Raw genomic sequence first — 12,815 nt, 5'->3', positions numbered from 1 at the left:
CGGATATGTACTCGGTCTGATCCAGCATCCTGGTCGGCCCGGAGGCCGCCATCGGGGGCAAGCCCCCTCCCACATTGAACCGAGGCGTGTCAGTTGGGTAGCTGTCGGTTGGGAGACCGCCATCGGGAGCAAGCCCCCTCCCACATTGGGCCGAGGCGTGTCAGTTGGGTAGCTGTCGGCTGGGAGACCGCCATCGGGGGCAAGCCCCCTCCTACATTGAACCGAGGCGTGTCAGTGGGTAGCTGTCGGTTGGGAGACCGCCATCGGGGGCAAGCCCCCTCCCACATTGAACCGAGGCGTGTCAGTTGGGTAGCTGTCGGCTGGGAGGCCGCCATCGGGAGCAAGCCCCCTCCCACATTTGGATTGCGGTGCATCAGTCAGATAGCGATAGTCCGTCCGACCGCCACGGGAGCCAGCTTCCTCGCCACATGTCGGCGTCATACCAAAGTTGTGTAGATACCTATGCCCATGTGGAAGCGCTGTTACAACAGGCCGCCGCCGTCGACATCGATCACGGCGCCGGTCATAAAGCCGTTCTCCATCGCCAGCACATACCCCGCCGCCACTTCCTGCGCCTGCCCGACTCGCCCCACCGGCAAGGCCCCGCCGGCCTTGGCAAACATCGCCAGACGCTGCTCGTCCCCAAGCCCGGCGTACGCCGGTGTGTCAATCACGCCGGGGCTGATCACGTTGACACGGCGCGGCGCCAGCTCCTTGGCCAACTGCTTGCCCAGCGCTTCGGTCGCGGCGTTGATACCGGTCTTGATGAACTGTCCCGACACCAACTTGCGTCCCAACTGCCCGGAGGTCAGGCTGATGCTGCCGTGCTCATGCAGAAACGGCAATGCCTGTTGAACCGCACGCAAGGCTCCCCACAGTTTTACATTGAAATTGCCTTGGGCTTCGTCCAGGTCGGTGTCGGCCAGGGTCTTGGCATTGACCGATGGGCCGCTGGTGTAGACCAGATGATCAAAGCGCCCCACGCTTTCGAACAGGCGTTGCAACGAGGCGCTGTCGCTGACATCCACCGGCTCGCTGCGCATGCCGTTGTGCACCGCCGAGGTCAGGCGGCGCCCCGCCACCACCACGGTTGCACCGCGCTCGGCAGCCGCTGTGGCGACGGCTGCGCCGATACCGCTGCTACCGCCGATCACGATAATGGTTGTACCGCCGAGAGACGTCGTCATGGAAAAAGCCCGGGTTGAGAAGTGAGCGTTCATCTTCCACGCTTGGTAATCGAAGAAAAATCCCGGTAAAACGACAAGATCTTTAAAGGAATTTTACAAATGAGCTCGATCCTGGATCTTGAAGTGTTCGTGCGCACCGCCGATTCAGGCAGCCTGTCCGCGGCTGCACGCGGGCTTGGCTTGACCCCGGCGGCGGCGAGTATCGCCCTCAAGCGCCTGGAAACCCGCCTGGGCCTGCGCTTATTCGCCCGGTCCACGCGCAGCATGCGGCTGACGGAGGAAGGCCGGCGCTACCTGGACAGCGTGCGCGTTGCGCTGGCGGCATTGAATGAGGGCGAACAGGCGCTCAAGCAGCAAAGCCAGGGCCTGACCGGATTGCTGCAAGTGGCGGCCCCGTCGGATTTCGGGCGCAACGTGGTGCTGGGCTGGCTGGATGCATTCAAGGCCGAACACCCGCACATCCGCCTGCAACTGATGCTCAACGACAGCAACGCCGATCTGTTTCGGGAGACGGTCGACATTGCCCTGCGCTTTGGCGTGCCCCAGGACTCCAGCCTGGTCGCCCTGCCGATCGCCCCCGACCACCACCGCGTTGCCTGTGCCAGCCCGGCCTACCTGGCGCGCCACGGCACACCGCTGCATCCAGTGCAGTTGTCAGGGCACAGTGCGTTGCGGTACATGCGCCAGGGCCAAGTCAGCCAGAACTGGCGCTTTCGCCAGGGCGCGCAGGTTGAAGAGGTCGAGGTCAGCGGCGACTATCTCAGCAACGACGGCGAAATCGTGCGCCGTTGGGCTCTGGCCGGGCACGGCATCGCCTACAAAGCTCGACTCGATGTGGTGGGCGACCTGGCCGCCGGCCGGCTGGTGGCATTGTTCGATGGGTGGCAAGGCGAACCGGCGCCGTTCAACCTGATGTGCCCCCATCGCCTGCAGGTCTCGGAACGGGTGAAAGCGCTGCAGCGTTTTTTACAGGAGCGCTGCCAGGCGTTGCTGAGTGCATGAAGAAACACGCTCAGGGCTTGTTCCAGAGGGCTCGTGTCTGGTATTGCATGACACACGTTTGCCTGCTTTGAGGAACTTTGCATGATTTACCGCACATTGGGCCAGTCCGGATTGAAGGTCAGCGCACTGACGCTGGGTACCATGATGTTTGGCGAACAGACCAGCACGGAAGACTCGCTGCGCATCATCGATAAGGCCTGGGATCAAGGCATCAACTTTATCGATACCGCCGACGTCTACACCGGCGGGCGCTCCGAAGAGATCGTCGGCGAGGCCATCGCGCGCAACCGTCAGGACTGGGTGGTGGCGTCCAAGGTCGGGTTCGGCCCGGCAGATGGCATGCCCAACCGCAGCGGGCTGAGCCGCAAGCGTATGTTCAACGCGCTGGAGGCCAGTCTGGGCCGCCTGGACACCGACTACCTGGACATCTACTACCTGCACCGCGAGGACCACGACACACCGCTGGAGGTCACGGTATCAGCGATCGGCGATCTTATTCGCCAGGGCAAAGTTCGCTACTGGGGGTTGTCCAACTATCGCGGCTGGCGTATTGCCGAGGTCATACGCGTGGCCGAGCGCCTGGGCGTTGACCGGCCGATCATCAGCCAGCCGTTGTACAACATCGTCAATCGCCAGGCCGAAGTCGAGCAGATCACCGCCGCGGCGGCCTATGGCCTGGGCGTGGTGCCGTACAGCCCGCTGGCGCGTGGGGTGCTCAGCGGCAAGTACGCGCCGGACCTGACACCTGAGCCTGGCAGCCGCGCTGCACGCCAGGACAAACGCATTCTGGAAACCGAATGGCGCGTGGAATCGCTGCGCATCGCCCAGCAGATCCAGCAATACACCCAGGGGCGTGGGGTGGGCATGGTCGAGTTTGCGATTGCCTGGGTATTGAATAGCGTGGCGGTGAGCTCGGCGATTGTCGGCCCGCGCACCGAGGCGCAGTGGGATGCTTACACCGGCGCACTCGAAGTGACGATCAGCGCGGCAGATGAGGCATTCATCGATTCGCTGGTGACGCCGGGGCACTCGTCCACAGCGGGGTTCAATGATGTGAGCCACTTTGTCTCGGGTCGCACGGTACGCTCGTAAGCGCCCCCTCGAAATACGCGGGCTCGCCGTTCCTCCTGTGGGAGCGCTCGAGCCTCGGCGAGGCCGCGACAGCGGTAGGTCAGGCAATGAAGATATCGACGGCAATGCCATCTTCACAGCCTCCCCGGGGGCCACAGCGGCGAACGTCATTGCTATAAAACGACCATTTTCAGCCTTTTTCCGCCTCAGGCCCCAAAACAGCGCATCTTTACGCTCAAAAGCACCATAATCTCCCTCCCTGTTGTTCCTGAATATCTCAAATCGGCTTTCGCGAGGACTGCGTGTCTAAAGGTGTTGTGTTATCGGTATCGGCCTCGGTGTTGTTTGCCGTGATGTATTACTTTACGTCGCTGCTTACACCGTTGAGTGGTTTGGAAATTTTCGGTTGGCGCATGCTGCTGACCGTGCCCTGCATGACCCTGTTCATGCTGGTCAGCGGCGAATGGCGGCGGGTGTGGGAGTTGCTGCGGATGCTGGCGCAAAGGCCACGCTTGATCGGCGGCGTGCTGGTGTCGTCCGCGCTGCTCGGCGTGCAGTTATGGCTGTTCATGTGGGCGCCGCTGAATGGGCGCAGCCTGGACGTGTCGGTGGGTTATTTCCTGTTGCCGCTGACCATGGTGCTGACCGGACGCCTGGTCTACGGCGAGCAATTGTCGCGCTTGCAGCAGATCGCCGTGGTGTTTGCCACGCTGGGCGTGCTCAACGAGTTGTATCAGGCCGGTGGTTTTTCCTGGGCGACGCTGGTGGTGATCATTGGTTACCCGGTGTACTTCGTGGTGCGCAAATACCTGGGCACCGACCATCTGGGAGGCCTGTGGCTGGACATGGCGCTGATGTTGCCGGTGGCCTGGTGGTTTGTGCAAAGCGGCGAGCAGGGCTTCGCGGTACTGGATGCGCAGCCGAAGTTGTACGCATTGATTCCCATGCTGGGCTTGATCAGTGCGTCGGCGCTGGTGAGCTATATCATCGCCAGCCGGTTGCTGGCATTCAGCCTGTTCGGCCTGCTCAGTTATGTGGAGCCGGTGTTGTTGCTCGCAGTGGCGCTACTGTTGGGTGAAGGCATCAAGGGCGGGCAATGGCTGACCTATATCCCGATCTGGCTGGCGGTGATGGTGCTGGTGTATGAAGGGTTCAAGCATCTGGTGCGTCAGCGCAGGGCCTGAATCCCAGGCAAAAGGAAGCCCGGCCGAAGCCGGGCTTTGTTTTGCCTAGTCGGCGGTCAATACACCGCGACGTACCTGATCGCGCTCGATCGACTCGAACAACGCCTTGAAGTTGCCTTCGCCGAAACCATCATCGCCTTTGCGTTGAATGAACTCGAAGAACACCGGCCCCATCAGGGTTTCCGAGAAAATCTGCAGCAACAAGCGCTTGTCACCTTCGATCGACGAGCCGTCGAGCAAAATGCCGCGGGCCTGCAGCTGGTCCACCGGTTCGCCGTGGTTGGGCAGGCGGCCTTCGAGCATTTCGTAGTAAGTGTCCGGCGGCGCGGTCATGAAGCGCATGCCGATCTTCTTCAACGCGTCCCAGGTCGTGACCAGGTCATCGGTGAGGAATGCCACATGCTGGATGCCCTCGCCGTTGAACTGCATCAGGAACTCTTCGATCTGGCCCGCGCCCTTGGACGATTCTTCGTTCAACGGGATGCGGATCATGCCGTCCGGCGCGCTCATGGCCTTGGAAGTCAGGCCGGTGTACTCGCCCTTGATGTCGAAATAGCGCGCTTCACGGAAGTTGAACAGTTTCTCGTAGAAATTGGCCCAGTAGACCATGCGGCCACGGTAGACGTTGTGGGTCAGGTGATCGATGACCTTGAGGCCGGCGCCTTGCGGGTTGCGGTCTACGCCTTCGAGGTAGACGAAGTCGATGTCATAGAGCGAGCTGCCCTCGCCAAACCGGTCGATCAGGTACAGCGGCGCGCCGCCAATGCCTTTGATCGCCGGCAGGTTCAGTTCCATCGGACCGGTTTCGATATGAATCGGCTGCGCCCCCAGTTCCAGGGCGCGCTTGTAGGCCTGCTGCGAGTTCTTCACCCGAAACGCCATGCCGCACACGGACGGGCCGTGTTCGGCGGCGAAGTACGAGGCCAGACTGTTCGGCTCGTTATTGAGGATCAGGTTGATCTCGCCCTGGCGATACAGGTGCACGTCTTTGGAGCGGTGGGTTGCCACCTTGGTGAAGCCCATGATCTCGAAGATCGGCTCCAGGATGCCCGGGGTCGGCGATGCGAACTCAATGAATTCAAAGCCCATCAGGCCCATCGGGTTTTCGTATTGGTCGGTCATGTCGGGTGCCTCATCATGCTTGGGGTAACGAATCGTTATTGGCGGGCAAGGATGAGGTCAGCGGGTGGCGCACAGGAGAGTCCTCGCACACTGCGGGCGAGGAAGTCACCAAAGATGAGGGGAGAACCGAGTTGCTTCATGGTGTCATCAGTCTCTGACGGCGAGGCTTGCGTGAGCGCAAGTCCATATTGTTGTATGCGTAAATCGATTCTACACAGCGTAACACTATTTGTCCGAGCTCTATTTGCCCGTGCTCGTATCAAATCCCCATCGCCCTGCCGCGTGCAAGGGGTTTGTCACCCAGGCAGGCGCGCAATGTTTTACTGAGCGCCTGATGGGAATGCCATCTATCATCGGCATAGTCCTCTTCTTTTCTGCACGGCCGCTCCTCTATGCCCCTTACCTCCCAAGGCCCACGAAGCCGAGTTGCGCGTTATGTGCTGAGCACCGTCTGCGGCCTGCTCCCCGTTTTATTGGGGGTCGTGATTCTTTATTGGCAAGCCGAACGCACGCTTGAGCAAAGCACCGCGCAAACGGCCCGGGAAGCGGTGCGCCAGCTCGACTTGATGCTCGACAACACCGCACTCGCGGCCCAGGCCTTGTTGCCACTGGCCGGCTTGCCGTGTGACAACGCCGTGAAGCTGGCACTGCGTGAGCAGGTCACGCGCCGACCGTTCGTGCGCGCCACCACCTTGTCCTGGCAGAAAAACATCTATTGCAGTTCATTGTTCGGCAGCAGGTATGAGTCGCCGGTCAATCCGGACGACTACGTTGGTGGGCGTTTGTGGTTGATGAACGGCAACCCGGTCACGCCGGATACCGCACTGCTGGTGTACCGCTTGGTCGACGCCGATCAAGGCGCGTTTGCCTCGATTGACGGTTACCACCTCACCAATGCCCTGCGCCTGATCAGCCGCTACGCTTCCCTGGTGTTAAAGGTGGGCCCCAACTGGCTGGATGCCGACGGCAAGGTCCATACCGACGCGTCGCCGGAATTTGCCATAGCCCCTCATTTCCTGGCCTCCAGCCGCTATCAGTACAGCGTCGATGTAGGCATGCCCGAGGGTGAGGTCTGGCGTTACATGCAGGCGCGCTATCCGGCCGTGTTCAGCCTGGTGGTGTTTTTTGGTGTACTGGCCGGCATCCTTGCCCACTGGCTGCAAAAGCGCTCTTCAGCGCCCACCCACGAGTTGCAACGAGCCCTGCTCGCCAACGAATTCATTCCGTATTTCCAGCCGGTGGTGCGCGGCGACACGCGCCAATGGGCCGGCTGCGAAGTGCTGATGCGCTGGCAACACCCTAAAGAGGGCCTGGTGCGACCGGACCTGTTCATTCCCCTGGCCGAGCACTCCGGACTGATTGTGCCCATGACGCGCGCCCTGCTGCGCCAGACTGCCGCGCAATTGGCACCGCATGCCGAGCGCTTCAGCCCGGGGTTTCATATTGGCGTGAACATCACCGCGCGTCATTGCCAGGACCTGGAGCTGGTGGACGACTGCCGAGCGTTCCTTGCGGCCTTCCCGCCCGGCCAGATAACCCTGGTACTGGAATTGACCGAGCGTGAGTTGATCGAGCCCACTGACATCACACGGCGCTTGTTCGACGCGCTGCACCAGCTGGGCGTGATGATCGCCATAGACGACTTCGGCACCGGGCATTCCAGCCTGGGCTATTTGCGCCACTTCAATGTGGACTACTTGAAGATCGATCAAAGCTTTGTCGCCATGATCGGGGCGGATGCCCTCTCACGGCATATTCTGGACAGCATTATAGAACTGTCCGCCAAGCTCGACCTGGGCATCGTGGCCGAGGGCGTGGAAACAGCGCAACAGTGTGATTACCTTGTCGCCAAAGGCGTGGACTTTCTGCAAGGCTACCTGTTTGGCCGTCCATTACCCGGCGATGAATTCATTAAGTCGGTAACCCGTCAGTGAACAGTCACCGACTACCTTCCCGGCCAGCATATTATTTAGACAAAAGACATGATTTACTCGACGTGGATTAACTACTACAATTTTTCTTGCCGGCGATACACTCACAGTCAGGTGTTTTCGTTTGAGTTAGCTTAACCCTCTTGGCTTAAGGCTTTCTTCGCAGTAGATATCAGCTAACTACACTATTGGAGTACAGATTTTGTCCAGACTCGCCGAATTTCGCGCAGCAGAAAGAGCCCTTCAAGAGCAGCTTGCCCAGCTGGAATCCCTGAAGAACGACGCCGGGCTGAAGAAAGAAATCGAATTTGAAGAAAAGCTTAAAAAACTGATGGGCAGCTACGACAAGAGCCTGCGCGACGTGATCTCCATCCTTGATCCAAACCCGGCCAAACGCGGCGCCACACCTGCCGCCGCGCCGAAACAGCGCCGCGCCCGCGTGGTCAAGGTCTACCAGAACCCGCACACCGGTGAGCTGATCGAGACCAAAGGCGGCAACCATCGTGGCCTGAAAGCCTGGAAGGAAGAGCACGGCGCAGCCACTGTAGATTCCTGGCTTCGCGGTTGATTGACTGGCATTAATGGAAAGCCCCGCTCAGGCGGGGCTTTTTCGTTTTCAGGTTCGCAAGCGAACTTAAATTAAAGTTCACATTCTTTCACATACAGCCATTCAAAGTTTGAGGCTGTCACGCACTGAACGGACTTCATCCCCACTGGTCTCGTACGCTTGCGCCTGGCCCGCATATGAAAACACGTAGGCTTTTTCCGTATCCACCGCGCCCACTAGTGTCTGCGATAGCACATGGCGACCGTTCTCGGTAATCACACAGGTAGTTTCCAGCGCATCAAGGCGGCTCAATGTAGCGGCGTGCAGTTTGGTGCACACGCTTTGATAACCGCCCTGGGCAAAATCCTTTTGAATGGACTTACGCATCTCCAGCAAGACGCCTTGAAGATTAACCTGGTGTCCGGCCTCAAGTGGCGTACCGGTCAACTCCATCACCATCAAGGTCTGGCCATTTTCGTCATTCTTTATCGCACGCTGTCGCGTCACGGCCGGGCTCTTCCCGACGGCGGCGTCGGGTTCCACTTCCTCCACCTGCCAGCCGCTGGGCCAATGGATCTCGGGGTCGGCCGCCCCTGCGAGCGGGCTCGCCAGCAATAGACACAAGGTACTCAACAGCGGTTTACGAAACTCGATCATTGCAAAAAGCATCCAGGGTTCCAGCACCAAAGTTTGCGGCCCCAGACCCACAGCTCGCAAGGGCTGCGTCAGCTTTTTCATTTGGCGTGACCGGCAGGCCTTGCGTATCATGGCCCGGCTGCACGGATGCTTGCCGCAAGCCAAGGGACCGCTTTGCCCCATTTTTTTCTGGAGGGCCCATGAGCCTGCACGAACTGAACACTTTCCCCGGCGTCACTGCCCAACCTGATACCGCCACCGCGAACTTCGTGTTCAACCACACCATGCTGCGGGTCAAGGACATCACCAAGTCGCTGGATTTCTACACCCGCGTACTGGGTTTTTCCCTGGTTGAAAAACGCGATTTCCCGGAAGCCGAATTCAGCCTGTATTTCCTCGCCCTGGTGGACAAGGCACAGATCCCGGCTGACGCGGCTGAGCGTACGCAGTGGATGAAGTCGATCCCTGGCATTCTGGAACTGACCCACAACCACGGTACCGAAAACGATGCCGACTTCGCCTACCACAACGGCAACACCGACCCCCGTGGCTTTGGCCACATTTGCATCTCGGTACCGGACATCGTCGCGGCGTGCGAACGCTTCGAAGCCCTGGGCTGCGATTTCCAGAAGCGCCTGAGCGATGGCCGCATGAAAAGCCTGGCTTTCATCAAGGACCCGGACGCGTACTGGGTTGAAATCATTCAGCCAGCACCGATGTAAACCAAAAAACCCCATGATCACTCATGGGGTTTTTCATTTGCGCGGCGGATTTTACGCAGGCGCGGACGTGCGGATCAGGTGGTCGAAAGCACTCAGGGACGCCTTGGCGCCCTCGCCCACGGCAATCACGATCTGCTTGTACGGCACAGTCGTCACGTCACCGGCGGCGAATACACCCGGCAATGAGGTCTCGCCACGCGCATCGACGATGATCTCGCCGCGTGGCGTCAGCTCCACCGTGCCTTTGAGCCAGTCGGTGTTGGGCAGCAAACCGATTTGCACAAAGATGCCTTCCAGGTCGAGGGTCTTGAACTCGCCGCTGTCGCGATCCTTGTAGGCAAGACCGGTGACTTTCTGGCCATCGCCTTTGACTTCACTGGTCAATGCGCTGGTAATCACATCAACGTTCGGCAGGCTGTACAGCTTGCGCTGCAACACAGCGTCAGCGCGCAGCTTGCTGTCGAACTCCAGCAACGTGACGTGGCTGACAATACCGGCCAGGTCGATGGCGGCTTCGACGCCTGAGTTACCGCCACCAATCACCGCCACGCGCTTGCCCTTGAACAACGGACCATCGCAATGCGGGCAGAAGCACACGCCCTTGGCCTTGTATTGCTGCTCGCCCGGCACGCCCATTTCACGCCAGCGTGCACCGGTGGCCAGAATCACGGTTCTGGACTTGAGCGTCGCACCGCTTTCGAAGCGGATTTCGTGCAACTCGCCGGCGTTTTTCGCCGGCACCAGGCTGCTGGCACGCTGCAGGTTCATGATGTCCACATCGTACTGACGCACATGGGCTTCCAGGGCGCTGGCCAGTTTGGGGCCTTCGGTTTCCTGTACCGAGATAAAGTTCTCGATGGACATGGTGTCCAGTACCTGGCCACCAAAACGCTCGGCGGCCACACCGGTACGAATGCCTTTACGTGCCGCATAGATCGCCGCCGATGAACCCGCTGGGCCACCGCCGACAACCAATACATCAAAGGCCTCTTTGGCGCTGATTTTCTCGGCGGCTTTTTCGATACCACTGGTGTCGAGCTTGGCGAGGATTTCCTCCAGGCCCATGCGGCCCTGGCCGAAGTTCACACCGTTAAGGTAGACACTGGGCACCGCCATGATCTGACGCTCATCGACTTCAGCCTGGAACAGCGCGCCGTCGATAGCCACGTGGCGGATATTGGGGTTGAGCACGGCCATCAGGTTCAGCGCCTGGACCACGTCCGGGCAGTTCTGGCAAGACAGCGAAAAGTACGTCTCGAAGCTGAACTCCCCTTTCAAGGCACGGATCTGTTCAATCACTTCGACACTGGCCTTGGATGGGTGGCCACCGACTTGCAGCAGGGCCAGTACCAAGGACGTGAATTCATGGCCCATGGGGATGCCGGCGAAACGCAGGCTGATCTCGGCACCCGGGCGGTTGATGGAGAACGACGGCTTGCGCGCATCATTGCCATCGGTGTACAGGGTAATCAGCGTGGAGAGGCTGGCTACGTCCTGCAAAAGAGCGAGCATTTCCTCGGATTTCGCGCCGTCATCGAGGGAAGCGACGATCTCGATCGGCTGGGTAACCCGCTCCAGGTATGACTTCAACTGAGCTTTAAGATTGGCGTCCAACATACGGGCGATTTCCTTTAATTCTGGGTAAAAAAAACGCCCGAGCGAATCTCGCCCGGGCGTTTTTGAGGGCGGTTGCAGCTTACTGGGTAGGTGCGGATACCCGCCCTTGGGACTTCACAGACTTAGATCTTGCCGACCAGGTCCAGGGACGGAGCCAGGGTGGCCTCGCCTTCTTTCCACTTGGCTGGGCACACTTCGCCCGGGTGAGCGGCAACGTACTGGGCAGCCTTGATCTTGCGCAGCAGCTCCGAAGCGTCACGGCCAACACCACCGTCGTTCAGTTCAACGATCTTGATCTGGCCTTCCGGGTTGATCACGAAAGTACCGCGGTCCGCCAGGCCGGCTTCTTCGATCAGCACGTCGAAGTTGCGCGAGATGGTCAGGGTCGGGTCGCCAATCATGGTGTACTGGATCTTGCCGATGGCTGGCGAAGTGTTGTGCCAGGCAGCGTGGGCAAAGTGGGTATCGGTGGACACGCTGTAGATTTCTACGCCCAGTTTCTGGAATTCGGCGTAGTTGTCAGCCAGGTCTTCCAGTTCGGTTGGGCAAACGAAGGTGAAGTCGGCTGGGTAGAAGAACACCACAGACCACTTGCCTTTCAGGTCAGCGTCGGTCACATCGAGGAAGCTGCCGTTTTTGAAAGCGGTGGCTTTAAACGGTTTTACGTGGCTGTTGATGATAGGCATCGTTGACTCTCCGTCAGGGTTTGTAGAAAGGGTTAACAAGTTGATGGGGTGAATCCTACCCACTCTTGGTGACGATGGCTCATTGGCAAACCTGATGCTGACGATTGGGTTTCTCTATCAGATGACTGTATTAATAGAAGAAATCTCATAACAGCGGTTGGGTCGCCAGCGTCATGCCGAGAAAGGGCGTCGCTTCAACATAGCGCATGGCCGATTTCATGTCGCTCCAACCGACATAACTCATCAACGACTTCAGATCCCAGCCGCTGCGATGGGCCCAGGTAGCGAAGCCGCGTCGCAGGGAGTGGCTGGTGTATTGCTCGGCCGGGATGCCCGCGCGCGCAAGCGCCTGGCGCAGTAATGGAATCACGCTGTTGGGGTGCAGCCCCTCCTCCCCCAGGTTGCCCCAGCGATCGATCCCGCGAAACACCGGGCCGCGCACCAGTGCCGAGGCGCTGAGCCATTCGCTGTAGGCCTGTACCGGGCACAAGCGCAGCAATGCGGGGGTTTGGTAAGTCTTGCCGAGGTTGTCGCGGTCACTTTTGCTGCGCGGCAAGTACAGGCTGATGCCGGCCCCAGGCACCGCCTGGACATGCTCTATGCTCAAGCGACACAGCTCATCGCTGCGAAAGCCACGCCAGAACCCCAGCAGGATCAGCGCCGTGTCGCGTTTGGCGCGTAGCCACGCGGGCCGGTCCTGATTGTCGCTGGCCTCCCTCGCTTCAAGCTCAAGCGACGCCACCACCTGCTCCAGATGCTTGAGCTGCAACGGCTCGGCTTGGCGCTCGCGCGCAGGGTGCACGGCGCGGATGCCCTTGAGCACCTTGCGCACCACCGGCGCCTTGGTCGGGTCGGCAAACCCCTGGCTGGTGTGCCACTGCGCCAGTGCCGAGAGGCGCAACTTCAGGGTGTTGACGGCCAGCACGCCCGCATACGCGACCAGATAGCGCGCCACGCTGTCGCTGGTGGCGGGCAGGAATCCGCCCCAACTGACCTCGAAATGTTCGATGGCCGCGCGGTAGCTACGGCGCGTGTTGTCACGGGTCGCGGCGTTGAGGTAACGATCAAGATCACTCATGGCAGGGCCTATTCGTACTGCTAACGCCCGGT

General features: G+C 60.0%; 12 protein-coding genes. 6 read left to right on the top strand and 6 right to left on the bottom strand.

Features of this window, described 5'->3' with window-relative positions; genetic code table 11:
* Positions 1–482: 482 nt before the first annotated feature.
* The gene (locus BFQ04_RS22635) at positions 483–1,187 is read right to left on the bottom strand and encodes an SDR family oxidoreductase (protein ID WP_065952704.1); all 705 of its coding nucleotides are present in this window, start codon (positions 1,185–1,187) and stop codon (positions 483–485) included.
* A gap of 99 nt (positions 1,188–1,286) precedes the next feature.
* Here BFQ04_RS22635 and BFQ04_RS22630 point away from each other — a divergent pair, with 99 nt between their 5' ends.
* From BFQ04_RS22630 to rarD, 3 genes are all read left to right on the top strand, one after another.
* Positions 1,287–2,189 (top strand): LysR family transcriptional regulator, encoded by a 903-nt coding sequence (locus BFQ04_RS22630; RefSeq protein WP_065952703.1) that lies wholly within the window; start codon positions 1,287–1,289, stop codon positions 2,187–2,189.
* 81 nt (positions 2,190–2,270) lie between these two features.
* Positions 2,271–3,281, top strand: coding sequence for an aldo/keto reductase (locus BFQ04_RS22625; RefSeq protein WP_065952702.1), 1,011 nt, complete (start codon positions 2,271–2,273; stop codon positions 3,279–3,281).
* Between the two features lie 281 nt (positions 3,282–3,562).
* Positions 3,563–4,444, top strand: coding sequence for an EamA family transporter RarD (gene rarD, locus BFQ04_RS22620; protein ID WP_065952701.1), 882 nt, complete (start codon positions 3,563–3,565; stop codon positions 4,442–4,444).
* Between the two features lie 45 nt (positions 4,445–4,489).
* Here the strand turns inward: rarD and hppD are convergent, their stop codons facing one another.
* Positions 4,490–5,566 carry a 4-hydroxyphenylpyruvate dioxygenase gene (gene hppD, locus BFQ04_RS22615; protein WP_065952700.1) on the bottom strand — a complete coding sequence of 359 codons (1,077 nt, stop codon included), beginning with the start codon at positions 5,564–5,566 and terminating at the stop codon, positions 4,490–4,492.
* A gap of 392 nt (positions 5,567–5,958) precedes the next feature.
* Here hppD and BFQ04_RS22610 point away from each other — a divergent pair, with 392 nt between their 5' ends.
* Together BFQ04_RS22610 and BFQ04_RS22605 are read left to right on the top strand one after the other, a co-directional pair.
* Positions 5,959–7,500 (top strand): EAL domain-containing protein, encoded by a 1,542-nt coding sequence (locus BFQ04_RS22610; RefSeq protein WP_065952699.1) that lies wholly within the window; start codon positions 5,959–5,961, stop codon positions 7,498–7,500.
* A gap of 199 nt (positions 7,501–7,699) precedes the next feature.
* Entirely contained in the window at positions 7,700–8,065 is a 366-nt protein-coding gene (locus tag BFQ04_RS22605; protein ID WP_065952698.1) for a histone-like nucleoid-structuring protein, MvaT/MvaU family, read from the top strand.
* A 102-nt stretch (positions 8,066–8,167) separates the two neighbouring features.
* On the opposite strand, the gene BFQ04_RS22600 is transcribed toward BFQ04_RS22605, so the two are convergent.
* Complete coding sequence (locus tag BFQ04_RS22600) at positions 8,168–8,701, bottom strand: DUF4946 domain-containing protein (RefSeq protein ID WP_065952732.1); 534 nt, start codon at positions 8,699–8,701, stop codon at positions 8,168–8,170.
* A 179-nt stretch (positions 8,702–8,880) separates the two neighbouring features.
* Here BFQ04_RS22600 and gloA point away from each other — a divergent pair, with 179 nt between their 5' ends.
* Positions 8,881–9,402, top strand: a complete 522-nt coding sequence (gloA, locus tag BFQ04_RS22595; protein WP_065892185.1) for a lactoylglutathione lyase — start codon at positions 8,881–8,883, stop codon at positions 9,400–9,402.
* Between the two features lie 51 nt (positions 9,403–9,453).
* Here the strand turns inward: gloA and ahpF are convergent, their stop codons facing one another.
* From ahpF to BFQ04_RS22580, 3 genes are all read right to left on the bottom strand, one after another.
* Positions 9,454–11,019 (bottom strand): alkyl hydroperoxide reductase subunit F, encoded by a 1,566-nt coding sequence (gene ahpF / locus BFQ04_RS22590; RefSeq protein WP_065952697.1) that lies wholly within the window; start codon positions 11,017–11,019, stop codon positions 9,454–9,456.
* Positions 11,020–11,141: 122 nt separating this feature from the next.
* Positions 11,142–11,705, bottom strand: a complete 564-nt coding sequence (gene ahpC / locus BFQ04_RS22585; protein WP_065952696.1) for an alkyl hydroperoxide reductase subunit C — start codon at positions 11,703–11,705, stop codon at positions 11,142–11,144.
* A 145-nt stretch (positions 11,706–11,850) separates the two neighbouring features.
* Entirely contained in the window at positions 11,851–12,783 is a 933-nt protein-coding gene (locus tag BFQ04_RS22580) for a site-specific integrase (protein WP_065952695.1), read from the bottom strand.
* Positions 12,784–12,815: the final 32 nt, after the last annotated feature.

The sequence above is a fragment of the Pseudomonas sp. 37 R 15 genome (assembly GCF_900004865.1).
Taxonomy (GTDB): Bacteria; Pseudomonadota; Gammaproteobacteria; order Pseudomonadales; family Pseudomonadaceae; genus Aquipseudomonas; species Aquipseudomonas fluorescens_AM.
The sequence above is the reverse complement of the archived record's forward strand: the minus strand, read 5'-3'. Positions and strand labels throughout refer to the sequence as shown.